The sequence below is a fragment of the Nocardia sp. NPDC020380 genome (assembly GCF_044386975.1).
GTDB lineage: Bacteria > Actinomycetota > Actinomycetes > Mycobacteriales > Mycobacteriaceae > Nocardia.
This window is the reverse complement of sequence record NZ_JBIRVQ010000026.1, coordinates 72,406-97,380: the sequence shown is the minus strand read 5'-3', so window position 1 is coordinate 97,380 and position 24,975 is coordinate 72,406. Positions and strand designations below refer to the sequence as shown.

29 protein-coding genes are annotated in these 24,975 nt (G+C 64.6%); 16 read left to right on the top strand and 13 right to left on the bottom strand.

The window, feature by feature from the left end; translation table 11 throughout:
• Positions 1-219 precede the first annotated feature (219 nt).
• On the bottom strand, positions 220-1,497 hold the full coding sequence (locus ACH438_RS44000) for an acyltransferase family protein (RefSeq protein WP_397016833.1): 1,278 nt from the start codon (positions 1,495-1,497) through the stop codon (positions 220-222).
• 224 nt (positions 1,498-1,721) lie between these two features.
• Entirely contained in the window at positions 1,722-2,357 is a 636-nt protein-coding gene (locus ACH438_RS43995) for an HD domain-containing protein (protein WP_397016831.1), read from the bottom strand.
• A 97-nt stretch (positions 2,358-2,454) separates the two neighbouring features.
• Here ACH438_RS43995 and ACH438_RS43990 point away from each other — a divergent pair, with 97 nt between their 5' ends.
• The gene (locus ACH438_RS43990; protein WP_397016829.1) at positions 2,455-3,417 is read left to right on the top strand and encodes a GlxA family transcriptional regulator; all 963 of its coding nucleotides are present in this window, start codon (positions 2,455-2,457) and stop codon (positions 3,415-3,417) included.
• Positions 3,418-3,530: 113 nt separating this feature from the next.
• Here the strand turns inward: ACH438_RS43990 and ACH438_RS43985 are convergent, their stop codons facing one another.
• The gene (locus tag ACH438_RS43985; RefSeq protein ID WP_397016827.1) at positions 3,531-3,983 is read right to left on the bottom strand and encodes a WYL domain-containing protein; all 453 of its coding nucleotides are present in this window, start codon (positions 3,981-3,983) and stop codon (positions 3,531-3,533) included.
• Between the two features lie 14 nt (positions 3,984-3,997).
• On the opposite strand from ACH438_RS43985, the gene ACH438_RS43980 reads away from it, so the two are divergent.
• The gene (locus ACH438_RS43980) at positions 3,998-4,279 is read left to right on the top strand and encodes a VOC family protein (protein ID WP_397016825.1); all 282 of its coding nucleotides are present in this window, start codon (positions 3,998-4,000) and stop codon (positions 4,277-4,279) included.
• Between the two features lie 4 nt (positions 4,280-4,283).
• Positions 4,284-4,541 carry a WYL domain-containing protein gene (locus tag ACH438_RS43975; protein ID WP_397016823.1) on the top strand — a complete coding sequence of 86 codons (258 nt, stop codon included), beginning with the start codon at positions 4,284-4,286 and terminating at the stop codon, positions 4,539-4,541.
• A gap of 69 nt (positions 4,542-4,610) precedes the next feature.
• Here the strand turns inward: ACH438_RS43975 and ACH438_RS43970 are convergent, their stop codons facing one another.
• On the bottom strand, positions 4,611-5,042 hold the full coding sequence (locus tag ACH438_RS43970; RefSeq protein ID WP_397016821.1) for a nitroreductase/quinone reductase family protein: 432 nt from the start codon (positions 5,040-5,042) through the stop codon (positions 4,611-4,613).
• A 57-nt stretch (positions 5,043-5,099) separates the two neighbouring features.
• On the opposite strand from ACH438_RS43970, the gene ACH438_RS43965 reads away from it, so the two are divergent.
• Positions 5,100-5,489: a DUF1801 domain-containing protein gene (locus ACH438_RS43965; RefSeq protein ID WP_397016819.1), complete on the top strand. Its 390-nt coding sequence runs from the start codon at positions 5,100-5,102 to the stop codon at positions 5,487-5,489.
• An 83-nt stretch (positions 5,490-5,572) separates the two neighbouring features.
• Positions 5,573-6,001, top strand: a complete 429-nt coding sequence (locus ACH438_RS43960) for a hypothetical protein (protein WP_397016817.1) — start codon at positions 5,573-5,575, stop codon at positions 5,999-6,001.
• A 59-nt stretch (positions 6,002-6,060) separates the two neighbouring features.
• Here the strand turns inward: ACH438_RS43960 and ACH438_RS43955 are convergent, their stop codons facing one another.
• Positions 6,061-6,789, bottom strand: a complete 729-nt coding sequence (locus ACH438_RS43955) for an alpha/beta hydrolase (protein WP_397016815.1) — start codon at positions 6,787-6,789, stop codon at positions 6,061-6,063.
• 159 nt (positions 6,790-6,948) lie between these two features.
• On the opposite strand from ACH438_RS43955, the gene ACH438_RS43950 reads away from it, so the two are divergent.
• Positions 6,949-7,344, top strand: coding sequence for a winged helix-turn-helix transcriptional regulator (locus ACH438_RS43950; RefSeq protein ID WP_397016813.1), 396 nt, complete (start codon positions 6,949-6,951; stop codon positions 7,342-7,344).
• A gap of 194 nt (positions 7,345-7,538) precedes the next feature.
• On the opposite strand, the gene ACH438_RS43945 is transcribed toward ACH438_RS43950, so the two are convergent.
• Positions 7,539-8,309 (bottom strand): alpha/beta hydrolase, encoded by a 771-nt coding sequence (locus tag ACH438_RS43945; RefSeq protein WP_397016845.1) that lies wholly within the window; start codon positions 8,307-8,309, stop codon positions 7,539-7,541.
• A gap of 190 nt (positions 8,310-8,499) precedes the next feature.
• Between ACH438_RS43945 and ACH438_RS43940 the strand changes: the two genes are divergently transcribed.
• Positions 8,500-9,114: a TetR/AcrR family transcriptional regulator gene (locus ACH438_RS43940; protein WP_397016811.1), complete on the top strand. Its 615-nt coding sequence runs from the start codon at positions 8,500-8,502 to the stop codon at positions 9,112-9,114.
• Positions 9,115-9,990: 876 nt separating this feature from the next.
• On the opposite strand, the gene ACH438_RS43935 is transcribed toward ACH438_RS43940, so the two are convergent.
• The 4 genes from ACH438_RS43935 to ACH438_RS43920 all read right to left on the bottom strand — a co-directional run bounded on the left by ACH438_RS43935 (position 9,991) and on the right by ACH438_RS43920 (position 14,037).
• On the bottom strand, positions 9,991-11,469 hold the full coding sequence (locus ACH438_RS43935; RefSeq protein ID WP_397016809.1) for a phosphatidylinositol-specific phospholipase C domain-containing protein: 1,479 nt from the start codon (positions 11,467-11,469) through the stop codon (positions 9,991-9,993).
• A gap of 968 nt (positions 11,470-12,437) precedes the next feature.
• Positions 12,438-12,860, bottom strand: a complete 423-nt coding sequence (locus ACH438_RS43930) for a hypothetical protein (protein ID WP_397016807.1) — start codon at positions 12,858-12,860, stop codon at positions 12,438-12,440.
• Positions 12,860-13,267 carry an MFS transporter gene (locus ACH438_RS43925; protein ID WP_397016843.1) on the bottom strand — a complete coding sequence of 136 codons (408 nt, stop codon included), beginning with the start codon at positions 13,265-13,267 and terminating at the stop codon, positions 12,860-12,862. Before ACH438_RS43925 ends, ACH438_RS43930 begins: the two co-directional genes overlap by 1 nt.
• A gap of 47 nt (positions 13,268-13,314) precedes the next feature.
• On the bottom strand, positions 13,315-14,037 hold the full coding sequence (locus ACH438_RS43920) for a nuclear transport factor 2 family protein (protein WP_397016805.1): 723 nt from the start codon (positions 14,035-14,037) through the stop codon (positions 13,315-13,317).
• Here ACH438_RS43920 and ACH438_RS43915 point away from each other — a divergent pair.
• Positions 14,007-14,765: a helix-turn-helix domain-containing protein gene (locus ACH438_RS43915; RefSeq protein WP_397016803.1), complete on the top strand. Its 759-nt coding sequence runs from the start codon at positions 14,007-14,009 to the stop codon at positions 14,763-14,765. The two genes, ACH438_RS43920 and ACH438_RS43915, sit on opposite strands and share 31 nt — an antisense overlap.
• A gap of 256 nt (positions 14,766-15,021) precedes the next feature.
• Here the strand turns inward: ACH438_RS43915 and ACH438_RS43910 are convergent, their stop codons facing one another.
• Positions 15,022-15,744: a GntR family transcriptional regulator gene (locus ACH438_RS43910; RefSeq protein ID WP_397016801.1), complete on the bottom strand. Its 723-nt coding sequence runs from the start codon at positions 15,742-15,744 to the stop codon at positions 15,022-15,024.
• Positions 15,745-15,905: 161 nt separating this feature from the next.
• Here ACH438_RS43910 and ACH438_RS43905 point away from each other — a divergent pair, with 161 nt between their 5' ends.
• The 6 genes from ACH438_RS43905 (at position 15,906) to ACH438_RS43880 (ending at position 22,017) form a co-directional block, all read left to right on the top strand.
• Positions 15,906-16,757 (top strand): fumarylacetoacetate hydrolase family protein, encoded by an 852-nt coding sequence (locus tag ACH438_RS43905; protein ID WP_397016799.1) that lies wholly within the window; start codon positions 15,906-15,908, stop codon positions 16,755-16,757.
• A gap of 26 nt (positions 16,758-16,783) precedes the next feature.
• Complete coding sequence (locus tag ACH438_RS43900; RefSeq protein WP_397016797.1) at positions 16,784-17,707, top strand: VOC family protein; 924 nt, start codon at positions 16,784-16,786, stop codon at positions 17,705-17,707.
• A gap of 60 nt (positions 17,708-17,767) precedes the next feature.
• The gene (locus tag ACH438_RS43895; protein ID WP_397016795.1) at positions 17,768-18,280 is read left to right on the top strand and encodes an SRPBCC family protein; all 513 of its coding nucleotides are present in this window, start codon (positions 17,768-17,770) and stop codon (positions 18,278-18,280) included.
• Positions 18,281-18,320: 40 nt separating this feature from the next.
• On the top strand, positions 18,321-19,673 hold the full coding sequence (locus ACH438_RS43890) for a carotenoid oxygenase family protein (protein ID WP_397016793.1): 1,353 nt from the start codon (positions 18,321-18,323) through the stop codon (positions 19,671-19,673).
• A gap of 113 nt (positions 19,674-19,786) precedes the next feature.
• Positions 19,787-21,253: an MFS transporter gene (locus ACH438_RS43885; RefSeq protein ID WP_397016791.1), complete on the top strand. Its 1,467-nt coding sequence runs from the start codon at positions 19,787-19,789 to the stop codon at positions 21,251-21,253.
• Between the two features lie 68 nt (positions 21,254-21,321).
• Positions 21,322-22,017: a YitT family protein gene (locus ACH438_RS43880; RefSeq protein ID WP_397016789.1), complete on the top strand. Its 696-nt coding sequence runs from the start codon at positions 21,322-21,324 to the stop codon at positions 22,015-22,017.
• Positions 22,018-22,021: 4 nt separating this feature from the next.
• Here ACH438_RS43880 and ACH438_RS43875 read toward each other — a convergent pair whose 3' ends face one another.
• Together ACH438_RS43875 and ACH438_RS43870 are read right to left on the bottom strand one after the other, a co-directional pair.
• On the bottom strand, positions 22,022-22,627 hold the full coding sequence (locus tag ACH438_RS43875) for a hypothetical protein (RefSeq protein ID WP_397016787.1): 606 nt from the start codon (positions 22,625-22,627) through the stop codon (positions 22,022-22,024).
• Positions 22,628-22,857: 230 nt separating this feature from the next.
• Positions 22,858-23,160, bottom strand: coding sequence for a zinc-binding dehydrogenase (locus ACH438_RS43870; RefSeq protein WP_397016841.1), 303 nt, complete (start codon positions 23,158-23,160; stop codon positions 22,858-22,860).
• Positions 23,161-23,218: 58 nt separating this feature from the next.
• On the opposite strand from ACH438_RS43870, the gene ACH438_RS43865 reads away from it, so the two are divergent.
• Both ACH438_RS43865 and ACH438_RS43860 read left to right on the top strand, forming a co-directional pair.
• Positions 23,219-23,518 carry a LysR substrate-binding domain-containing protein gene (locus ACH438_RS43865; protein ID WP_397016785.1) on the top strand — a complete coding sequence of 100 codons (300 nt, stop codon included), beginning with the start codon at positions 23,219-23,221 and terminating at the stop codon, positions 23,516-23,518.
• 60 nt (positions 23,519-23,578) lie between these two features.
• A complete protein-coding gene (locus tag ACH438_RS43860; protein WP_397016783.1) occupies positions 23,579-24,808 on the top strand; it encodes an alpha/beta fold hydrolase in 1,230 nt (409 codons plus the stop codon).
• The last annotated feature ends 167 nt before the right edge of the window (positions 24,809-24,975 follow it).

Below are 24,975 nucleotides of genomic sequence, written 5' to 3'. Positions count from 1 at the left end.
GCTAGTCAGGTGGTCCCATCAGTGGCAAACGAGGTGGTCCCATCCTGCTGGCAAAAACAGCTCCGAAACGGTCCCTTCCCCCTGGCAGCCGACAGATACGGCGGTCGCGCAGTCCGCCTCCGGCACTGCCGGCCGTCGTGTAGGGACCACCATGTTCGGAATCCTCCTGACTGCCGCGATCAGTGGGGCACGCGTCGTGACTATCATCGACCAGTCGAACTAGGCGGCGCGTTTGCGGGCATCCATTCTGGCGATCATTCGATGACCGAGGGCGTGAGAAGGCTTCTCGATCATGCGGTAGGTCACCGTCGCGAGCAGCAGCGAGGCGATCACCCAGCCACCGAAGGTGAGCCACTGTGCGGGGATGCCGGCGACGGATCTCGTCCAGTGCGGCAGGGCGTCGAGAATGAGCGCGTGAACGAGGTAGAGGGAGTAGCTGATCCGGCCGAGGAACAACAGCGGGCGCGGGAAGGAGTGGCGGCGCAACAACAACGCGCCCGCGAACAACAGGTAGGCGGGAATGATGGTGGAGGGCTGCTTGATCCAGTGGACCCACAGGCCGCTCGCCGAGTCCTGGTAGGGCTGGATGAACGTGCTGATCCCGAAGATCACGAACACGGCGAACCAGAACACCGCCCATCCGCGCCACCGGCGGATCTCGCCCGCGGTCATCCGGTAGAGCACGGTGCCGACGAACATGGTCGCGAAATATCCGAAGGTCAACACGGATTCGCCGGGCTGGTTGAGCACCAGCGGAACGGCGATGACCGCGAGCACGACCGCGGCGATGGCCGCGCGGCGGTCGGCGGCCAGGCGGGCGAACACCACTGCGACCAGAATCGTTGCGACCACGACTATCGAACGGGTGATGGCGTTGGCAGAGGATCCATTGAGCAGCGCGGGCGGCAGTCCCGCTCCCGGAGCGATCAGGCAGAGCGCCAGGATAGCCAGCGGCACCGAGCGGCGGTTGAGCCCGGCGACCAGCAGCAGCGACAGGAACAGGTAGAACGCCAATTCGTAAGCCAGCGACCAGGAGGCGCCCACGATCAGGATGCCGGGACCACCCAGGAAGAACTGCATCATGGTGAGGTTGTTGAAGAAGTTGAGCACCGGGTGGGACAGGAAATCCGTCGGAAGCTCGTAGCGATGTATCGAATGCAGGATCATCGCCGCGATCAGGCAGGCCCAGTACAACGGGTAGAGCCGGAAGAACCGTCCCACCCAGAACGCGCCCAGCGACCGCCCGCGCTCCAGTGATGCCGGAATGATGAAGCCGCTCACCAGGAAGAAGACGAAAACGCCGAACTGACCGAGCCCGAAGTGCTGCTGTGAGAACCCGAAATACCCGGGCCACAGTCGTTCCGCCGAATGTTGAATCACCACCGCCAAGGCCGCCAAGCCACGCAGCGCATCCAGGAACTCGAGCCTGCCCCCACGGTCACGTACCGGTTGTTCGACCTGCGGGACCGGTTCTGCCGCAACACCATCGACGGTCATCGGGCGATACCACCGAAATACGCGAACACAGTCGTCGAACGAAAGCTCAAGTAACGCACAGCCGAGACTTAAGCATGCGTAGGATGCCACCGCAAACCGGTTCAGATCTCGGGAAACGCGTTGAATCGAGTGGGCGAACCCGGAAACGTCGTGGGGGAGCCCTCAAGTGGGAATGTACTGGCGCCGGAGTAATTCGTTTGCGGCCGAGGGTGTGTCGTGCCTCGCTATGACAGGGCGGTGGAGTCGGTTGCGCTGTTGAGCCGGTTGTTGCGGAGTTTGCCTGCCAGTCCATTGCGTATCGCTATTGCGGCGGTGCTGTGGGGTTTGCGGACGGCTTGATGTTCGAAACAGCGGGTGAATTCCTCGACCAGGCCCAGGCGTGGCCACCGCGACAGCACCGAGGCGCGGGTGTTCGCGGGCAGCAGGTCGACCTCGCGGCCGGAGATGTCGATGCCTGTGGCGCGTTCGAGCAGATGCCCTTCAGGGTCGGAGCCGGCATCGACGGTGTCTTGCATGTGCGCGACGATGATCTCGTGCAAGCGCTGCGCCCGTGTGGGGGACCAGCCTGCGCCGGTGGCGAATACTCTCGCGACGTGCCCGCCGGCGTCTTCGAAATCGACAGCGAAAGCATCGAATTGGGGGACCAGGCCGATGTCATGGAACAGTGCTGCGACATACAGCAACTCGGTGTCGACAGTGAGGCCCTCCTCGTTCGCGAGGGCTGCTGCCCAGTGGAAGGAGCGCACGCAGTGATTCAGCAGTGCCGGTGAATAGTAGTGGCGCGCAACCTCCCACGCGGCGCCGGCCGCGGGGGTATCCGTGCCGGGGATCGTTATCCCGTCGATCATTTCTGGGCTCACTGCTGTCCTCCTTCGATCGTGGTCGACCTCTTCACTCTGCCGGGGCGCACTACACTCCCACCATGTCCAAAGTGACAAATGAACCACAGATTCAGACATGACACATCGGGTCGGTTTTCTCGTCTTCGACCAGGTCACCCTGCTCGACGTCGCCGGACCGGTCGAAGTCCTGCACGAGGCCAGTAGGTTCTACGAAACGATGCTGCTCTCACCGCAGGGTGGATCGGTGCGGACCTCGTCGGGGATCCCGCTGGCGACGATCGCTGTCTCCGACGCCGGCGAGATCGACACACTCGTGGTTCCCGGGGGTGATCAACTGGCGGAGCATGGCGCCGAGGTCGCGGTGCTCGAGGCCGCACGCTCGCTGGCCGCCACCGCCTCCCGGGTTGCTTCGGTATGCACCGGCACGTTCGTGCTGGCCGAACTCGGGCTATTGGCCGGCCGGCGCGCCACCACGCACTGGCGACATGCCCGCACCCTGGCGCACCGTTACCCCGACGTCGATGTCGTGACGGACGCGCTGCACATCAGTGACGGCCGCTACCTCACCTCGGCAGGCATCAGCGCCGGAATCGACATGGCACTGGCACTGGTCGAACACGACCACGGCCCTGAATTCGCCCGCACGATCGCCCAAGAGCTGGTGGTTTATCTGCAACGCCCCGGTGGCCAATCGCAATTCTCGGCCGCGCTACGCACACCTCCGCCGCGAACCTTGGCCCTGCGCACCATCATCGACGCTGTCCACGCCGACCCCGCCGCCGATCACAGCGCCACCACTCTCGCAGCGACTGCGGCCCTGAGCCCGCGCCAGATCACCCGCCTGTTCCACGCCGAACTGGGCACCACCCCCGCACGCTGGATCGAACGCGTACGTCTCGACTTGGCTCAGCAGTTGATCCTGCACGGGCACAGCGTCACCGCCGCCGCCCGTCGCAGCGGCCTGGGCAGCGACGAATCCCTGCGCCGCGCCTTCGCCCGCCACCTCGGTCTCACCCCTACCGACTACAAACGTCGCTTCGCCACCAGTCTGAGCCGCGACGCTGACCCCTCCGGGTAAGTCGACAACGGAATCGGAAATGCCACGATTTACATTGCTGAACTTGTGTTTCGGGTACGGGCCGCCCAATTCGACTCCGTCACAAGCTGTTTCAATGCACCATGCCGCCGATATCAGGGTATTGCCGGCCACCGTAATATCGAACAAATGGCTATCGCTGAGCTAGCTCTCATCTCGCTGAACTGCGCCGACGAGCTCGAACTGGCGACCTTCTGGGCCGCCGGGGTTCGGATCATGGAGATCACGCCGCGTGGGGTGTGGACTACGGCCATGGTGTCCTCGCGGTACACGATCTCTCCGCCGAGTAGCAATAGTTCTTCCCGCCGTGCCGGATTCACCCGCACCAGCACGGTGACGTGGTCGCCGCTGGTACGGAACTGTGTGCTGCGTTCGTGCCAGGCCCGATCCAGATCGACCCGGTCCGGCCGCTGCGCGGGTTCGGCAAGTTGTTCGGCGGCCCGGATCCGCGAGAGCCGGTAGGTGCGATCCGAACCGGATTTCGTGGCCAGCAAGTAGCCCATGTCTCGCACCGTGACCAGGCCGATCGGGTTGATCGTGCGCCACATCGGGGTTTGATCGGGTGCGGCGTAATGGATGCGCAGTTTGTGACTACCAACCACCGACCTGGCCCGACGGCACCACCCCAACCCACATCCGCCTCGACCTCACCGTGACCGACCTGGACATCGGCGAACAAGAAGCCCTGCGACTGGGCGCCCGCCTCGCCGACGAACAGCCCGGACCCCACCGCTGGCGCGTGCTACTGGACCCGGCCGGACACCCGTTCTGCCTGACCACCCACCTCCCACTACTTCCCTTGGGGGAGAGGAACGCCGACGACACCCCTGCTAGCGGCGCATGAACAAATGCCGATTTACCAGCTGCAAGCCTCAGGATGTCGCTTTGTACCAGGTCGCGATTTCGGTGGCGTGAGCACCGCACTGGCAGTCCGTGCCGAAGAAACCGACACGGATGGCTGGCTGCGACTACAGGTCACCTTTCAAGATGCGAGACATGCCGAATGGGCACTGTGGCAACTCGCCACGAACGCCGAAGCTCTTGCGCCCCAATGGTTACGCGCCGCATTGAGCAGCGATGCCCGCACCTGCCGAGTCCCACGCTGACCGAATTGGCCGGCGTGGGACGGCGGAAGATCCACCGGCCGTGCCGATCCGGGGCGGCGTTGGATCTGTTCAGTTGCGTGGGGTCAGCAGGACCAGTGGAATTTCGCGAGTGGTGCGCTGCTGATAGCCGGCGTAGACGTTGTATTTCGCGGTTACTTTCGGCCACAGCTCGGCTCGCTCCTCCGGAGAGGCCGTCCGGGCGGTCATGGGTCGGCGGGGGCCGCTGCGGAAGGACACGTCGACCTCGGGCTGATCTCGCAGATTCAGGTACCACGCCGGGTGGATCGGATCGCCACCGCGGGACGCCACTACGACGATCGTGTCGCCTTCGACCAGCGGGGCGGTAAGCATCACGCTGTGCGGGCGTCCCGACTTCCGGCCGATCGTGGTCAGTTCCAGCGATGGCATGCCGCTGAAGGAATTGCCCAACTTCCCGCCGCTCACCCCGAGCAAGCTGCGGTGCACGATGTTCATTGCCTTCAAAGCCAGGTTGGATGGCAAGGGTTCTCCTGTGTCGGGGTTCGGCCGGTCAGCCAGTCGCTCAGCTACTATTCGGCTATGGCCAAGACCGGTTCGGTAGCTGACATCCTGAACGAGTTGGACGCCGATCGCGGAGAGCAGGTCACGGCCCTGCAATCGATCATATTGGTGACCGAGCCGAGCCTTGTAGAACACGTCAAATGGAGTGCACCCAGCTACGTCCTGGACGGTGAGGATCGGGTGACCTTCAACCTGAAGAACAAGGACGACAAGGTGCAGCTCATCCTGCACATGGGCTCGACTCGCAAGGAAGACAAGAAGGCCGCTCCCGTCATGGAAGATCCGTCCGGACTGGTGCAGTGGGTCTCCGATATCCGCGGAATCTTGAGCTTCGATGACCTCGACGACATCAAGCAAAAGCAGGCGACCGTCGCGCAGATCCTTCAGCGGTGGCTGGCGATCAAATAGCGCTCCGACCACGAAGATATCGGACGCGGATACACACCTTCTTCGGCGATGAAGACCGGGCTCGACCGCAGGAGGCTGGTGATATGACCTTCGAGTTCGAACGACGATCTCTGCCGATTGTCCTGCGCGGACGGTTCCGTCCGTGGAGCATCGACGTGGGCCACAGCAAGTTTTTGCTGCGTGGATTTCTGCGGAATCGCGAGTCCGAGGATCTGCCCAGAACCTTCGACGTGCTATTTCAGGACGTCTCGCGTATCCAAGTCGCAGATCACTACGACGGCCTTCGAGTGACCATCGCGGAGCCCGATGCAATGAACGCGGAGGCGCGTAGGGTCGGCGGGGAGTGGCGCGACGCGCACATGTTCCACCTCAACAGCGAAAACGATTGCGACTACATCGTTGCCGGTTTCGTGTTCTGGGCAGAGGTATCGGTCCATGCGAGCGCACCGAGCCCTCTGATAGACGAGACGCAGGCCTCAGACTCCGTTATCGGCAAGGTCTTCAGGCTATGAATTCCGTTGAGCACCAGCGTGCCGGATGGGACCGATGCGAATCAGCGTCGCGGGCGGCGCTAGGCGCCGAGCTTCAGCAGCAGTTCACTGAGCTCGACGGGCATAGTGATCATGCAGTCGTGGCCGGTCGGCAACTCCCACACCTCGGACGGAGAACCGTTGGGCTGCAACGCTGGAACGGGCCGCCGGGTGATGCCCGACGGCTTCGCGCCGACGCAGTGGATATGGGTGCGCGGGATTGCGTTCGCGGCCGGGTTGTCCAGCCGGACCGGTTGCTGAAGGCAGCGCACCGGTTGATCCGAGAGCATCTCACGCAGCCAGGCGACATCCGCCGGATCGGTGACCCCGAACAGGCCGTAAGGCGGTGGCATCTCCGGCAGCGGCGGCACTCGCCACCCGCTCTCGGACTGCGCGGCGAGTTCGATCAGGTTTCGGGTGATGGGTTGGACGTCGACCGCGGTCTCACCGTCCTGCGGGACCATCGCATCGAGATAGACCAGATGCGCGATCCGTTCCGGAATCTGGTTGGCCACAGCGGAAATGACGAGTCCCGCGTAGCTGTGCCCGACCAGGATCAGCTCGTCGAGGTCTTGTTCGTCGATCAGTGTGACGATGTCCTCGACGTGCGTGTCGAGCCCTACATCGGGACCGAGTAGATGCGCCTTGTCGCCGTAACCGGTCAGCGACGGTGCGAGCACTCGATGTCCGGCCGACTCCAGTAGCGGCACCACCCGATCCCAGCACCGACCACTGTGCCAAGCGCCGTGGACCAGCAGAAATGTAGACATGGTTGTAGTGATCCTTCTTCTCGAGGCGAGTAGTGCGCGAAACGATGACAGTTACCATCCGTAACCCAGTACGGTTTAGGAACCGCAATCAATGGTGATCGCTCGATATGCCTCGAGCAATAAGGCACTTTTCCGTGCCCCGGTTCCTTGGAGGTAACCATGACCACGACGGGCAGCGAGCCTGAGCCCCAGGACAATTCATGCCGCAGCCGGGAAGTCCTCGCCATCGTCGGGGACAAGTGGTCGCTGCTGATCGTGCGCAATCTCCGGCACGGTCCACGCCGCTTCACCGAACTCAAACGCGAGATCGACGGCATCAGCCAACGCATGCTCACCGTCACCCTGCGCGACCTGGAACGCGACGGAATCCTCACCCGCACCGTCCACAACGTCATGCCACCCCACGTCAGCTACGAGCTCACATCCATGGGCAGAACCCTCCGCGAAGCCACCGCACCCCTGATGGAGTGGAGCCTCACCCACCTGACCCACATCGACGCCGCCCGCGCCGAATACGACGCCCGCGCCGACACCCACCCCGCCCGATCGAAGTAGGCACCCCTGGCACCGGATCGCAGCGCTCGGCGGCCAACGCACCAAAACGCCACTTCCCGCACCGGCCGAACCTGCGGGCATAGGGGACCGAGGATCAACCGGCAGTGCCGTTCTGGCGTCGACCGAACGCACGCTCATGCCGATTACATGGCGTTTGAATGCGCCAATCTTGTTCTGGGAGGTAGCGCGGTCGGTCAGATGGCGGGTGCGACTTCGCGATAGATGCCTGCCAGCGCCGCCACGAGTTGGCCAATTCCGGGATCTTCCACCGGGTAGTGACCTGCTTCGTCGAGGATGACAAGGTGTTTCGGCGCGGCAATCCGATCGAAGAACGGCTCGCTGATGGCCAGTGGCGTCCAGCGGTCGGCACCGGGGTGGAGCAGCCACACCGGGCAGGCGGTGAAGTCTTCCGGTTCGACGAACGGCGCTGATCTCAGGTAGGTCCGCAAGAACCCCAGCGACATCCAGGCACCTCCGCCTCGTGGATCGGCAATGGCCGTGGCAGTGAGTTCGGCGCGGTTGGACATCGCGGTCATGTTGGCCACCAGTCTCATTGGTACACGAATCCTGTCGAACACCGGAAGGAGCAGCCGCGCGCCGTGGTGTCCGAGCCAGCCGAATCGGCCGATAGCACGACGAGTCCTGGGCAAGCGGAGGTCGAGCAGGCAGGTGACCGCGATCGCATCGACCATGCCGGTACGAGCCGCGGCCTCGTAGGCGAGCATTCCGCCCATGCTGGCCCCGAACACGACCAGTGGGCGCGGATCGGTGGCTTTCTCGACCCGCACCAGATCGGCGACACAGTCGACCCAGTCCGAATGGCTTACCGGGGCAGCTGATCTCACCTCGGTGTGGCCGTATCCCGGCAGGTCGGGCACCACTCCCTCGAAGCCCAACCTTGCCGCCAATACTGCGAACGGCCACATCACCGCCGCGTGCCCGCCACCACCGTGTACCAACAACATCCGCACCAGGGCGTCTGCTCGGCGCACACGCTCGATGTGGACGCGTATGCCCTGCCACTGCCACCAGGTCGGCTCGGGTCGTAGTTCCGGGCCAGTTCGGAGATCATCGGGAAGAAATGCCAGGTAGGAGTCGTGCATGTAGCAATGATTCGAGCAATCCTCGGTTCTGACAACTCGGTTTCGGGAGACCATGTCGACCCCACGCAAAACCCCGCGCCAGCAGCGGTCGGAGTACACCTTCGACGCGATCCTCGACGCGGCTGCTCGACTTTTCCACCAGTACGGCTACGCCGCGACCACCACCAACAAGGTCGCCGAACTGGCCGGAGTGTCGATCGGGACGCTCTACCACTACATCCCCAACAAGGACGCGCTGCCCTATGCGCTCGCCGAACGCCACCTGCTCGACGGCGCCGCAGACTTGTTGGCCGAAGCAGCCCAATTGCGCAGTGACCAACCACCTCTGGCCGAGACCGTGCGACCGCTGATCAGCGCGGTCGCCCGCCTGCACACCACCCAGCCGCACATGCACCGCCTGCTCTACGACCAGGCACCCCGCACAGTCACGAGCACCGACAAACTGAAACAGTTCGAACAGTTGCTGGCGGGCGAAGTCGCCTTCCATCTGAACCGCCTCGGTGTCGGCGGAACCGATCCGGGGTTGATCGCGACACTTCTCGTGCAAGCCGTCGAAGCGCAGATCCACGGAGTAGTTCTCGAACCACCCAACGGCTACCCCGTCGACGACTGCATCGAGACTGTGATCGGCTTCTGGACAAGGGCACTCGCCGCGCAGGCAACCTGACCGTCGCGCAGAAGGTACGTACCAATATCCAGTCATGCCGCGAGGCGCGCGGACCGAACCGGCCAACGCTGGAGCACTGAAGATCAACGGCTGAGCCGATCCGGGGTCGGCGGAAAGTCGGCACCTGCCGATCAGCGTGTGGCTCACCGGTATCGGAGGACCGGATACGAATGGATGCTCCGGCTGCGCGAAGAGGAGCCGCCAGAACTTCCATCTCGACCCGGGTTCCTTCCAGCCCCCGTTCGCCAAGCTCGTTCGCCAGGGCCCGTGCCTCGGCGAGGGGCAGAGTCCGAACTGTCCGAAGCGCGCGCATCACCTCTGCGGGCATGACGTTGTCGCGGATGAGATGCATCGTCGCGGGACCGTCCGCGGCCAAGATAGCCGCGCGCATCCCGGCCAGCGGTGTTTCGTAACCACATTCGTTCCAGCGGCTGCCGCATCTTGGACACTGGCCTTCAAGCTCCCACCGGTGGATGCCAGCTGTGAAAACTTCGACAACTGTGGCTTCCATCTGCGACCCGCACTCGACGCATTCGGTTATGTCGGGCGCGGTTTCGAGCACGGTGTCCATCGCATCGAATCCTAGATGCAGTGTCGTACCCAGGTGCGCACAGAACCCCCTGAAAGCAGCGTAAGGCGTTTTGTGTCAAGCGATTCGGTCGGTGCCCTGGTCTGTCGTCGTCCCGGCATAGCGGCAATGGGGCTGGTGGCCCTGCAGCGTGTAATCGGGTTGAGGTGCCGGCAGGTCGGGGCTGCCTAGGATTACAGGCGAGATCACAGCGTGTCTCAATGCTGAAGAGGGCTCGCCCCGACCGACCGCTCGACGTGCCATCGTCACCGGGAAGTCTCAACGCGTCTGCCCCAATCGACAGGGGATCAATCAGCCGGGCGTTCGGTGCCGGCGTGCTCCGGACGGCTCGGCAGTTGTGTTCGCAGACGGGCGTTCATGGACAGTAGCAATTGAATCAACTGCATGTTTTGAGGGACGTCGGGGTAGTCCATCACCACGGTTCCGAACCGGTTGAGGTTCACCTTGTCCAGATTCTGGACGAAGTATTGGCACAGGAGGAAGTTGATACCGCCATTTGGACCCGGCATGCCGGCGCGGTCCGTGCTGTCGAAATTACAGGATGCGTAGTCCCACGGGAAGCTGCCCAATACGGGCAGAGTGGACAGACTCGCGTTTGTCCAGTTCATGTACCACTGCAGCGGCACCAGGGGGCCGCTGGACGCCCGGTCGAGGTGAGCTTTCACATTCGGCCACTTTTCTGCGATGCCCCTGGTTGCCGCCGAAACCGCGTAGGCGTCCTGCAGTTCGATTTTGCCCGTGGCGACAGCGGGATGGCGGGGCGTTTCCGAAGAGGGAATGACCTGCGGGGCGGGACACTCGAAGCTGGAGTAAGCGGAATTATTCGGCCAATTGGAGACGTCCAAACCGTAGGTGCGCGGCTGGTCCCGGCGCAAGAGAATTACACAACCCTTCAGGTTCTCGAGGGTTCGATCGAAAATTGTGGGATCATTGGCGTCATAGAGCCCGTTGGCAGGCAGATTCTCCATCAAGACGGTGTGCAGCGCCTCGTCTATATCCTCGCCGTCCGAGGTCTCGCGTTTGACACAGAAAATGACGCATTCCGAGGGGTTCTTGGCGAGGAAATCATTCACGTCGGGCAGGATGTCCTTTTTCAGCCACACGTTTTGGAAGTAATGGCCATGGAACAGGCCCAGATCCATTTCGCCGTTCGGGTTCTTTTCCGTCGGATTGTAGATCAGCCGGAGATCGAAGAAGCGAATACCCGCCTCGAGCTGGGCTTGGAAGTCGATCTGCTGACAGCGCGTGCCCTCCTCACCGTCGCCATCGTAAGTTGCGGAATCGTGCGAGCCGGGAATATTCAATGCCATCAAGGTCTGATCTTGGCACCGCTCCATCCATCGCTTCGGGTCCACGAAGGGTGTGATATAGACAGTCAATTTGTTGTAGTTCAGATCGCCATTATCGATGGCCTGCCGCTGCGTAATCACCTGCAGGACGGTGTACCGCTCCCCGGTCGAGGAGGTGACGGTCTGACTGGGCCTGTCCTGTATGTGGGTGAAGTAGCAGGCCACATCGCGGGCATCCAATTCGAAAACCAAATCTTCGTAGTTCGCGAAAGTTACCGTCATTGTAAATATCACCGAGTCCGGGCTGTATGCCGTTTCAAAGTGAGAGTAATCATCGACATGCCATTTGCTCAAAGCAGGGTATTTATCGCTGTAAGTAACCTCGGGATTGAGGCTGTCGCGGTGCTCCCATTCGGTCTGATCGTTGAGTTTGGCACGGAGTGTGCAACTCTTGTCCGTGCAGTTGACGACATTCATCAAGAATCCCAATGATGACATCTTCTATCTTCCCTCGAGGATCCGACCAGCGTCGGGGGCAATATTGTTCGGTATTGCTGTGGGTGAGTTACGGGAGGGCTACAATGCTGACGCGCATCTAGCCGGTAGAAACGATATCGCGAGCCTCGAAAACCCCGCTGGTCTCGACACTGGCGATGATCAACTATGGCGGTGCACGCCGACCGTTGAACGGGATGGTGCCCATCACGAACCCCCAGAATCCGGCCTTGTCGAATTAAGAGTGGCACAGGTTGCGTCGACGGTCGACTACTTCTCCGGCAAGAAAGATGCGCCCTACGGCGAGTCGCGTGTGGCGCGCCGAGATCCTCAAAACATACTGCGAACCCTCAATTACGCATTCGTCGCGGCTGCGGATTCCTGGAAGTCGACGAGGTAGCTGCGCGGGCTATTCGGCGATGTCGGCGGCGTTCCTCGGGGAGGTCGTCGATGCGGATGAGCCGGACACCGGTAGGGATCGCGGGTAGCAGTGTCGCAGGAACGGTGGTGATGCCCGCGCCTGCCGAGATTCGCCATGATCTTTCCCCTCTGAGAGTCTCGGACTTCGATCACTCCAATCACACTGCACTGCAACGGTTGTGACAATCGCACGACGGCTCCTCGATGACACCGCCGTCCCTAGGCAACGCTTGGTAGGACCGTGGCTGAACATCCGCTACTGCCGCTGGCCGTGCGAACCGAACCAGCCGGCGCACGGGGTCGGAGTTCTACGGGCCAATCATCTCGGTCTGCCGAACCCGCGAGGATGGGTGCGCCCTCCTGCAACATTTTTCGTAGTATCCCGCTGTGAATGCCGTTCTTCCCGCCCTGATCGCCGTCGCCGGAACGCTTCTCGGGTCCGGGGTGGCCTTCCTCATCCAGCGTTCGCCCACTGACCGGGCAGCTTCGCAAGTGTTCGCGGAGCGACTCAGACAAGATCGGCTCAACGCTTACAACGCTTTTGCGGATGCGGCGGTCGAGTACCGGGGCGCTGAAAACGACCGGTGGTTCCGGCTCCAAGAGGGGAGGACGAGGCCGAATCCGAAGATGGCCAGGCTGATCATCATGTCGAGCGGGTGGTGGTACCGGATGGCGATGTATCCGCTTCCGACAGCGCACGTCAGACATCCGGCGATGAGCGCGCCGAGGAAACCGAGTCTGCGGGCGATGCGCCCGGCGAGTGATCCGGCGACGGCGATCGCGACCGAATACGGAAGCAGGTAGAGGCCGCAGACGAGTGGCGATGCGCCGTGACCGAATCCGCTGCTCGTGGGCAGTTGCGCGAAAATCGGGTACACGGCGGTCGAGGAGAACATCGCGGCCCCCAGCAGGAATGCGGTGATGTTGGTCGTCCACAGTGTGCGAACGCGCATCAGGGACACGATTGATCAACGGACGGCTGCTGACGATCTCGGCAGTTGCCCGCGTGGCCGACACGTTCACCGGGTAGCTCATCGCGAATGATCCCGAACGCGAGCGGCAGCAGCCCACCGGCCATGCCCTGCAACACGCGTCCGAGGACCACAACCGCGAATACGCCGGACACGGCCGAAACCAGCGTTCCCGCTGCCATCAACATCAGAGCGACGAGAAGCATCCGCCGCTTGCCGAACATGTCGCCGAGCCGACCCAGAACCGCGGTACTCACCGCCGCTGCCAGCAGATAAGCGGTCAACAGCCACGTCACCCCGCCCACCGAGGTGTGTAAATCGTGCTGCAGCAACGTGAGTGCCGGGGTGACGACCGTGCCCAGGACGCCGTAGACCAGGACGCCGAGCATCAACGCCGCGACCGTGCGACATCTCCGCGGGCGCTGCACACCGCGCGTCAGCTCTGTGCGAGGTTGGTCTCGGCCAGCCATGCGCTGCCTGCCTCGAGGATCGCCGCCTCCTGCTCGCCGAAGCGAGTCGGGTAGGTGCCGGTCACCGGGTGCCCGGCGGTTCCGAGCAGGTTGGCCAGTGCCGCGTACTCCCGAGGATGACGACCGGAAAGCGACTGCGCGTCGATGTCCGGGGCGCCTGTGACGCCGAAAGGGTAAGTGAATCCGCCCATGTCGTAGACGGAGTCACGATGCTCGATGCGCCAGATCCCGTCACGCCGGCTCACGCGGTCGAGGAATCGGTTGTGGATGGTCGCGCCGATTCCCGCATCGGTGACTTCCGCGAGCAGGATCGCGTTGGTCTCGACGAACGCGCGATCGCCCGCGAAGCGGATGGTGGGCGCGCCGATGAAGTGCTTGCTACGCAACGGCCCGTGCCCCATACGACGAGAGCCGCCGATGAACTCGTGGGCAGCGCCGGAGAACCACAGGATCCTCAGCGTGGCGTCGTCATGGAACAAGGCGGCCAGCTCATCCCACCGCTCCTTGTCCCGATGGATCCAGCCTGTCATCAATTCGCTGATCGCCCAGCGGTGTTCGATTCGGTTGTCGCTCATGAGGAAGTCCTCCCGGTTCGATGTGCTCTCGGTTCCACTGTCGTCGATCGACGCGACGACAACCACCGGTAAAATGACTTTCTGTGCCAGAAACCCGCCAATTCGTTCCCGCACCGGAGTCCGCTCGCCTCTGGCCGCACGGCGAGCGCATGGCCATGCATCGGCACCCCCAAGGACAGCTGATCTACCCGTCGAGCGGGATCCTCTCGATCGCAACGGAGGACGGCGTCTGGATCACCCCCGCCAACCGTGTCAGCTGGACCCCGGCCGGCTTCGATCACGAGCATCGCGCATACGGCGAAACCGACGTACGGACGCTGCTGCTGCCCCGGACGCTGTCAAAGGCCCTGCCGGACAGGCCGACCGTGTTCGAAGCCTCGCCGCTGCTGCGAGCGGTAGTGCTGCGACTGACCGATCCCCGGCCGCCGGCGAAGGCCGCTGCGCTGCGACTGCGTCAGGTCATCGTCGACGAACTGCTCCAGACACCCGAGCAACCGCTCCACCTGCCCAAGCCGCGCGACGATCGGCTCCGCGCTGTCACCGACCGGCTGCACGCCGACCCCGCCGACGGATCCTCACTGAGCGAGCTGGGCCGGGCCGTCGGCGCCGGCGAGCGGACCCTGAGCCGGCTGTTCCATGCCGAACTCGGTATGAGCTTCCACCGGTGGCGTGCCCAACTACGCGTCCAGCACGCCCTCGTACACCTGATGGACGGCCACACCGTCACCCAGACCGCCACCCTGTGCGGATGGGCCAACACCGCCAGCCTCATCGACGCATTCACAGCCATCCTCGGCCAAACTCCCGGCCGCTACCAGGCGAGTCTCCAACGCGCAGAATAAGTTTGGCCGAGATCATCTCGGCCTGCCCGACGCTGTCGGTCCACTCCGGACCTCTAGAGGTGTCCGAACACCTTCGTCGGCGTGGTGCGCACGACGACGCGTTCGGCATCGTTGATCGACTCGGGATTGAAGTCTGCGTAGCGCTGTCCGGTGTATTTGATCGATATCCGGAGGGGCTTCCTACAACCAGCCGTTGGGTTCGCCGTAGGTGTTCCGATTTTCTGTCAGGGCGCTGGTCGTTCGTCGTACTGCTGGATCAGGTCGAGGCTTGTACGGCAGGGGAGGGCGTTACCTCTTCCTGGTTGGGTTGATCGGGTGCGCAGCTGATCAGTAGGCGGGCGGTGTGTGCGATATGTTCGCGCAGCAGTTCCTGGGCGTGGTCGGCGTCGCGGGCCAGGGCGGCGTCGAGTAGTGCTCGGTGCTCGGCGGCGAGGTCGCGGCCGGGTTCGTTGCCGAGGGAGACCGACCACTGCAGGTACAGCTCGGCCTCCTGCCGTAGCGAGCGCGCCGTGTCGATCAGTCGCTGGTTGCGGCAGCCGGCCAGCAGTGCCCGGTGAAAGGCCGCGTGCGCTTGTGACCACTCGTCGGTCGGGTGGTCGGGATCTGCGGGATCGCGATAGGGCGTGCGTTCCAGAAGGTGGTGTGCCGCAACGGCTTCCGCCTCCCACCGCATGTCGCCTTCCAGTACGGACAGTCGCAGGACCAGGGATTCGATCTCTACCCGCGCCTCGGTCAGCTCGGCCAAGTCCTGATGGGACAGCGGCCGGACCTGGTAGCCCAGATGCGGCTTCGTCACCACCAGGCCTTCGGCGACCAGCCTGGTCAGCGCCTCGCGGGTGGCGCCGACGCTCACCGTGTAGCGGTCGGCCAGGTCGGGGAACTTGAGCCGTTCGCCCGGGATCAGCCGACCGGCGAGGATGTCGGCGCGCAACGCCTGGTGAATGCCGTCGGTGCGGGTCGCGCCGCCGCTCTTCGTCATTCGTTCACTGTAGCAGCTTACGAATAACCATTGAACTTTCGAAAGTATAGGTCTACTTTCGAACTTGTTCACCACAGGTCCGGTCGGCAGCTCACAGGCCGCCGGACCACCGTCACCTTCGGTGTGAACCGAGCGAATAGCCCCAGTCAGGAGCCCACCCCATGCGTTTCGCCACCATCTCGGATAGGTTGTCGCTGATCACCGTGTCCGACACCGTGATCGACCTCGCCCGCGCCAGTCGCGGCCGGTTCGGTCCGAGCATCCAGGACGCCTACGAGCGCTGGGACGAACTGCTCGAGTTCTGCGCGACCATCTCCGAGCCGGGCACGCCCCTGTCGGACGTCGCGACAACCGAATTCGGCAATCCGGCCCCGAATCCCCGGCAGCTGTTCGCGATCGGCCTCAACTACGCCGACCATGCCGCGGAGTCGGGATTGGCGGCGCCCGAGGAGCCGGCGGTGTTCACCAAATTCGTGACCGCGCTGGCCGATCCGTACGGGACGATCACGCTGGTGCCGGGCAAGGTGGACTGGGAGGTCGAGCTGGTCGTGGTGCTCGGCCGCCGGGCGCACCACGTCGCCGCCGCCGACGCGTGGCGCTACGTCGCGGGAATATCTGTGGGACAGGATATTTCGGAGCGAGTTCGGCAGCGGGTGGGCCCGGCGCCCCAGTTCAGCATGGGCAAGTCCTTTCCGGGTTTCGGCCCGATCGGACCGGTACTGGTCACACCGGACGAGTTCGACGACCCCGACGATCTGGAACTGGGCTGCCTGATCAACGGCGAGCAGATGCAGAAGGGCAGGACCTCCGACATGGTCTTCCCGGTGCCCGAGCTGATCGCGCGCCTGTCGGCGATCACGCCGCTGCTGCCGGGCGATGTCCTCTTCACCGGCACCCCCGCCGGTGTCGGGTTCGGCCGCACCCCGCAGCGATACCTCGCCCCCGGTGACGAACTGGTCAGTTATGTGCGGGGCATCGGCGAGATGCGCCACCAGATCATCGCCGGGCGCTGAACCACCTCGAATTCCCTGGAGACACAATGGGATTACATCAACTGTCGTCGGTCACCATCGGCGTACCCGACCCGGCCGCGACGCGCGACTACTACACCGAATTCGGTCTCTCACCCCGATCGGACGGCTGGCTGTCCACCCGCGACGGCGGCGATCAGCTGCGACTGGTACGGGCGCCGTCGCGCCGGCTGGCCGAAATCGTCATCGGCGCGGACGATTCCGACGATCTCGACACGGTCGCCGCCCGGCTGCGCACGCTCGGCCTCCCGGTCGAGCGCACCGCCGACTCGGTCGCCACCACGGAGCCGATCGCCAATTTCCGTGCCGTGGTGCGGATCTCGAACCGCCTCACCCAGCCCGCCACACCGGTGACGCCCTACAACGGGCCGGGCCGCATCGAACGCCGCGGCACACGCGCCCCCGGCGTCCTGCGCGACGACCCGGTCCGGCCGCGCAAGCTCGGACATGCGGTCATGGGTTCGGTGGATTACGAGGCCACCCGCCGATTCTTCACCGAGGGACTGGGTTTCAAACTCTCCGACGAAATCAAGGGCGAGGGCGCGTTCCTGCGGTGTTCCACCGACCATCACAATGTGCTGGTACTCAACGCGCCGGTCAACTTCCTGCACCACACCTCGTGGCAGGTCGACGACGTCGACGATGTCGGCCGCGGCGCCACCGCCATGCTCGAGGGCAACCCCGAACGACACGTCTGGGGCCTCGGACGCCACCACGCGGGCTCGAACTTCTTCTGGTACCTGAAGGACCCGGCGGGCAACTTCTCCGAGTACTACTCCGACATGGACGCGATCATCGACGACCAGCTCTGGACTCCGGAGGTCTTCGACGGCGCCCAGGGCCTGTTCAGCTGGGGCCCGCCACCACCGCCCTCGTTCCTGCACCCCGAAGACCTCGCCGCGCTGATGACCGGCGCGCACCAGAGCAGCTAACGGCCGCACCGAAGGCATCGGGACCTGGGAGTCCCGTGCTCAATCGACAAGGGAGAGATCATGTCTGACCTGTACGTGCCCCAGATCCCGGGCAACCTGAACATCCGTTTCGTCGAGAACCGTATCCTCATCGAGCGCCCGGCCCAGGTCGTCTACGACTGGGCGACGACCTGGTCGAATCTGCCGAAGTGGCTGCCATTCGCATCGGGAACCGAGGTGCTGCGCGGCACGGAGGGCGTCCCCGCCGAACTCGGAGATGTGCTGCTCGAGTACATCTTTCCGGAGCTGAACGAGAAGCCGAAGGAATACACCGTGGTGGCGCGGGTGCCCGGCAAACTGTGGACGGTGGTCGGCCGCGACGTACTCGGCGACGATGTCCCGGCCGCGACGATGCACGCGATCGCCACCTTCACCACCTTCGACCTGGGCGACGGTACGACCTTGTTCTGCCGCCTGTTCCAACGGCTGATCCCCGACACCGAGCCGCCCGGCCCGCACCCGGTCGAAGACTCGGCGCAGGTCCAGCCCGGTCTGGAACTGCTGAAGGCACACATCGAGGGCACGGCCGCATAGCCCGCCCACCCCGCACTCGAGCGAATCACGAGGTAACCCGATGAACAGCGGCGCCACGCTTGCCAAGCCGTATCTGACCGGCCACTACCGGCCCGTGCCGGACGAGGTGACCGCGCACGATCTGCAGGTGCGCGGGACCATCCCCACCGAACTGAACGGCCGTTACTTCCGTAACGGCCACAATCCGAAACCTGGTGACATACCGGCACATTGGTTCAAAGGCGCGGGCATGCTCCACGGCCTGCGGCTGCGTGACGGGCGGGCCGAGTGGTATCGCAACCGGTGGGTGCGGACGCCCGCCCTCGACGGCGCACCCTTGCTCCGCGAGGACGGCAGCATCGATTTGACCGCCAGTGTGGCCGGCACCCACATCATCGAGCACGCCGGGCGCATCCTGGCGCTGCAGGAGGCGAACCTGCCGTTCGAGGTGACTCCGGAGCTGGATACGGTCGGCGCCTACGACTTCGGCGGCAAGCTGAAAACCGCGATGACCGCGCACCCGAAAGTGGACCCGGTCAGCGGTGAACTGCATTTCTTCGCCTATTCCCCGGTCGCGCCGCACTTGATCTACTACATCGCCTCCGCCGACGGCGACATCCGCCACCAGCAGATCGTCGTGGGGGCGGGCCCGTCGATGATGCACGACTTCGCGATCACCGAGCACTACGCGGTGTGGCTGGACCTGTCGGTGACCTTCAACCCCGCCGAAACCTCCGGCATCCCCTACCGCTGGAACGACGCCTACCAGGCACGCATAGGTGTCCTGCCCCGTACCGGCACCGGTCCGGTGCGCTGGTTCGACGTGGAACCCGGTGCGATGCTGCATGTTTCGAATGCCTACGAGGACGCGGACGGGCGGGTCGTCGTGGAAGGCCCGCGGCTGGACCGGGCGAGCTGGGAGACCTCGTGGAAGTGGTGGATCGGCGCACCCGGATACCCGAACGACCCGGTCGCCGGAGCCCTGCAATACCGCTGGATCCTGCAACCCGGGCAGGCCACGGCACGCGAGGAAATGCTGGACTCGATGGTCACCGAATTCCCGACCATCAACGACGACTACATCGCGCGCCGCAACCGCTACAGCTACGCGGTCGCCTACCCCGGCTCCGGATACGACGGTGTGGGAATCGTCAAGTACGACAACGACACCGGCGCACGCCTGCTGGCCCCGACCGGTGCGGGCCGCATCCCCGGCGAAGCCGTCTTCGTCCCCGCCGCCGACGCCACCGGCGAAGACGACGGCTACCTGCTCACCCTCGTCGGCGACCGCGCCGGCACGGCGTCGGAGCTGCTCGTCCTCGACGCCCACGACTTCACCGCGCCACCGGTCGCGGCCGTCGCACTGCCCCGGCATGTGCCGGGCGGTATCCACGGATCCTGGATCTCGGACTGATCTGGCATTTCTGCCTGCGGCACAACCGAATCCGTCACAACAACCGCAGGTGGTCGTCCGGTGGCCAGCGAGCCGCCGGACGGCCACGTGTGTACGGCCCCGGAGTCAAGATCATGAACCCTCAACCACAACCGGTCCTCGTAGCCCGAACCCCCACCGCGCCGGCCCGGGCCTGGATCGTGCTCACCGTCCTGGCCACCGCACAGTTCCTGGTCGTGCTGACCACCTCGATCGTCAATGTCGCCCTGCCCGATATCGGGCGTGGGCTCGAACTCTCGTCCATCGGGCTCTCCTGGGTCGTCAACGGCTACGTACTCGCGTTCGGGGCCTTGCTGCTCCTGAGCGGTCGGCTCGGCGACGTGTTCGGGCGGCGGCGGGTATTTCTCACCGGCGCAGCGATTTTCGCGGCCGGCTCGATCGCGGCGGGACTCGCCCCCACCGCCGCGGTCCTGCTCGTCGCCAGAGTCGGGCAGGGGGCGGGCGCGGCGCTGCTCGCCCCGGCCGCACTCGCACTGGTGCTGACCGTGTTTCCCGCGGGCGCGGGCCGCGCGCGGGCAATCGGCGTATGGGGCGCGGTATCCGGAATCGGCGGCGTCGCCGGGGTACTGGCGGGCGGCCTCCTGACCGGCGTATTCGGTTGGCGCGCAGTATTTTTCATCGGCGCACCGGTAGCGGTCGCGGTGCTGGCCGCCACCATGGCGCTGGTACCGGCCGACCTGCCGGCGGGCGGCCGGATCGACCTGTGGGGCGCGGTGACCGTGACCGGTGGACTCGCCGCACTCACCTACGCGCTGTCGGTCGGCGGGCAATACGGCTGGACTGCGCCCCGCGTCATCGCCCCACTGATCGCGGCGGTAATACTGCTCCTCCTCTTCGCCGGATCGCAACGGCGGCTATCGCAGCCGCTCGTTGCGCCCGCAGTACTGCGCATCGGCGGCGTACTGGGCGCGAACATCGTCATGACACTGCTCGGCGCGGTATGGCTGGGACTGTTCTTCTTCCTCCCGCTCTATCAGCAGAAGGTGCTCGGCTACACACCGATCCGAGCCGGCCTCACCCAACTGCCACTGGCGATCATGATCACGGCAGCCTCCACGATCACACCGAAACTGAGTCGACACCTCGACACCCGCGCCCTGCTCGCCGCCGCACTGGCATTGCTCGCCGCCGGGCTGGCCCGGCTCGCACGCACTCCCGTCGACGGGCGATTCCTCACCGACATCGCCGCCCCCTCACTACTCGTCGGCGCCGGGCAAGGCGTCGCGTTCGTGCTGCTCACCGCACGAGCCACCACCGGCGTCCCGGCCGAACACACCGGCCTGGCCGGGGGACTGATCAACACCACCCGCCAAATCGGCGGCGCACTCGGACTCGCCGGACTACTCGCCCTCACCACCGCGGGCGGCGACGCCGGCAACCGATCCACACCGTCCCACCTCGCCCACACCTACGGCACCGCGTTCGCCGCCACCGCCGCCCTCGCCGCATCCGCAGCTCTACTGACGGTCATCCTCCGCGACAGGCCCGCGGCACCCTCGAACGATCAACGGGCAGAGCCGGTACAGCCGCCGGCAAGCTGATCCTCAGCGAGCCAGCATCGCCGATCTGGCTATGGAATCTCATGCCAGCAGCCATCGATAGTGGACCGATGGCATCAGCTACCCCGCACGGCAGGGAACCCGCCCAGGCAACCGATCGCTTCGTCATCCGCCGCCTGAACGCGATCGAACAACTGCGCGCCGGGCGCAAGCCGCGCAGGGTCCCGCAATTGCTGATCGGCCTGATCGGTTATGGCGCATCAGTGATGGTGCTTGTCACCTCCGGCTTGGGCGCGGCCAGCTGGAGTGTCCTCACCGAAGGAGTCTCCAAGTCGATCGATATCTCCTTCGGCACCGCAACGAATCTCATCGCAGTGGTTGTGCTCGTCGCCTGGATCCCGATGCGGGAATTGCCAGGGGTGGGAACGCTTTTCAACGTCTTCCTGGTCGGGATCGCCGCCGACGCAACAGCATCGATAATTCCTCGGCCTGAGGGCGTCGGCACCGAAGCGCTCTACTTGACCACCGGAATTATCGGGATCGCATTCTTCGACGCGGTATACCTCGGCGCACAATTCGGCGCCGGACCCCGTGACGGACTCATGACCGGCCTGGTCCGCCTCACCCGGCAACCAATCGCGTTGGTACGCACCGGCATCGAAGTCACCGTCGCCGCCACCGGCTGGATCCTCGGCGGCACCATCGGCATCGGAACCCTGCTCATCGCGATCACCATGGGCCCACTCGTCGGCTATTTTCTTCCGAAGGTCGCCGTCGATATCCCCGACCGGAACAACCGGGATTGAATGCTCAATGGGGGTAGCCGATTTCGACGATGTCCGGCTCCAGGTCGCGAAGATCGACATCGGGATTGAGCCCCGCCACCACCGCGGGCGTCAGCGGCAGCAGCGCATACACGTGCTGAACGGCAGCCAGGCTCACCTCGACCTCGTAGTAATCCTTGACCCACTCCTGATACCCCTCGGGCGTGCCGTCCACCAGCAGCTCGAACAACCCCTGGCCGCCACGCTCGCCGGCGGACACGCCCCAGTCAGCGTCGTGAGGTTCACGCCAGAAGCACACCGTGACAAGAGGCGGACCGTCGTGATCGGCGAACGCAGGCTCGGTGACGTACGGATCGAAGACCGCAGGCACAGCATCGGGTACCTGTGGGGCATCAGGCGTTTCGTGATTGAATCCACGGCCGTAGACACCGACGGCGGAGAAGACGATGAACCAATCATCGCCAGACCCGTTACACATCGAAGCCATCTCCTCGCCCTCACCCCAGCGGCTGTTGAACGAGTAGTAGCGATTCTCCCACTGCGGACTGAGTACAGCATCGAGCATGGCCATCGCTCGACACCGGTTGCGAAGGATCGGAATGTCAGGGAGATGGCGCAGCAGTTCGTTCACAGCGCCATCTAACACACCGCCACCGACATCGATCGTGACCAATCGACCCGCCACCACAGCGCCCAATCACGTTGCTGGTCGCGCCGACGGCCCCGGGCAGCGCGGGCAGCGGGAGGTCAACTGGCCGTGTCGATCCGAGCATCAGCCAGGAGTGCGAACGCCGTACTGGTGACGTTCATGTCGAGGTACCAGTCCAGTTCGTGAAGTCTCATTTCCTCCCAGAGCAGCTCCTAGGGCCTCTGCACGATTTTGCCGTGGGTGTGTCTGCGTTCGAGTTCGGTGTAGGCCTGGCGAACCTGAGCCAGCGGGTAGACGTTCGCGATCGGGACTTCGAGGTGTCCGTCGGCGATCAGTTCGGCCAGTTCGGCGAGGACTTCGGCGCCTGGTCTGCCGTTGGGGCCGGGTTCGGTTTTGACTCCGTGCTTTGCGGCTGCGGGGAAATCGATGAGGGTGTCGATCCGATCGGTTGCGACGCCGAGAGCGAGGGCCAGTTCGACGTAGCCGTCGCCGTGGGCGTCGATGAAGGCGTGGATGCCGTCGGGGGCGGCGGCCCCGATCCGGTCCTTGACGCCGGCACCGTAGGCGACCCAGATGTCGATGGCCGAGGTCCGCGCCCAGACGGATCTGCCGCTGCCGCGTTGGCCTCGACCGGATGGAAGTTATCGGGACGGCCCCGGCCCGCAGGTTCGCGACTACACCCAGTTGATCCAGCTGATCAAGCTCGGACGGGCCTGCGCTGTCATGCCCGAGTCGCTGCGAGCCGAACTGCGCGAGGATCACGCCATCGTGCCGGTACCGGACGCACCAGCCGTCACCACCGTCATCGCCTGGCCGCCACACAGCAGATCCAAAGCCGTCGCCGACCTCGTCCGCACGGCAATTCGCCTCTAGCCCATAGCGATACGCGCATGCCGTGGTCGCCCCGACGTCCGTTCTGGTTGGATTGCCCGTATGGCAGCCACCGTACGCATCCCCGGCTTGGTGCTCACCGAACACGAATTCTCCGTCCCCCTCGACCATTCCCGCTCTGACGGGCCGAAGATCACCGTCTTCGCTCGGGAGGTCGCCGATCCGGACGGGCTCGACCGACCGTTTCTCGTCTACCTCCAAGGCGGGCCCGGGCACGAAGCGCCGCGGCCGTCGCGCGGGGCGCCGAGCTGGTTGCCGCGGGCGTTGCGCGAGTACCGGGTGCTGATGCTCGATCAGCGTGGCACCGGACGGTCCACGCCGGTCGGCACGTTGTCCGGCACCCCGGCCGAGCAGGCCGAATACCTCACCCACTTCCGCGCCGACGCGATAGTCCGCGACGCGGAGTTCGTGCGCCGGCAGCTGGGCGTCGAGAAGTGGAGCGTGCTCGGGCAGTCGTTCGGCGGATTCTGCACCCTCGCATACCTTTCCCACGCTCCCGAAGGCCTGGCCGAGGCCTTCTTCACCGGCGGGCTGCCGCCGATCGCGCGGCATCCCGACGAGGTCTACACCGCGACGTTCGCCAACCTGATCGAGCGCAATCGCCGTTACTACCAACGCTATCCGGGAGACCGCGCCCGGGTCGAGACGCTGCTACCGATGCTCGACGACGGTGCCGTCGTCCTACCCGACGGCACTCCGCTCACCGCGCGGCTGTTCCAGCAACTCGGGTACGTCCTCGGTGCCGGCGGCGGCGAGGAGACCCTGCACTACCTGCTCGAACGTGACCCGAAATCGCCCGCCTTCGCCCACGACGTCGCCGACGCGCTCCCATTCACCGCTCGCAATCCGCTGTACTCGGTGATCCACGAGTCGTCCTACTCCGACGGATTCGCCACCCGCTGGTCCGCCGAGCGCGTGCTGCCCGACGAGTTCCGCACCGACCGCACGCTTTTCACCGGAGAACACGTATTCCCCTGGCTCTTCGACGACTTCCACGGTCTCCGGCCGATGAAGCAGACCGCCGAGCTGCTCGCCGCACACGAGTGGCCGCGGCTGTATGACGCCGACGCGCTACGCGAATGCACAGTCCCCGCAGCGGCCGCAATCTACGCCAACGACATGTACGTCGACCGAACGTTCTCCGAAGAGACCGCACGATTGATCCCGACACTGCGGCCGTGGATCACCAGCGAATACGAGCACAACGGCGTGCGCGCCTCGGGTGATCACGTGCTCGGGCGGCTGATCGACCTCGTCCGCGGCCGGGTCTGACGGGTCCAATACCGGCTCCGACACAATTCGTGATCGACCCTGCTCGGGATATGTTGGGGCGCTGGATAGTTGGCCACCTAGCAGGTGGTCTGATCTCGGGTGTCGAGGTAGCGCTGGGACATCCGAAGCCCATCACGGCGAAGCGCGGCCTCATCCGACAAACGTAC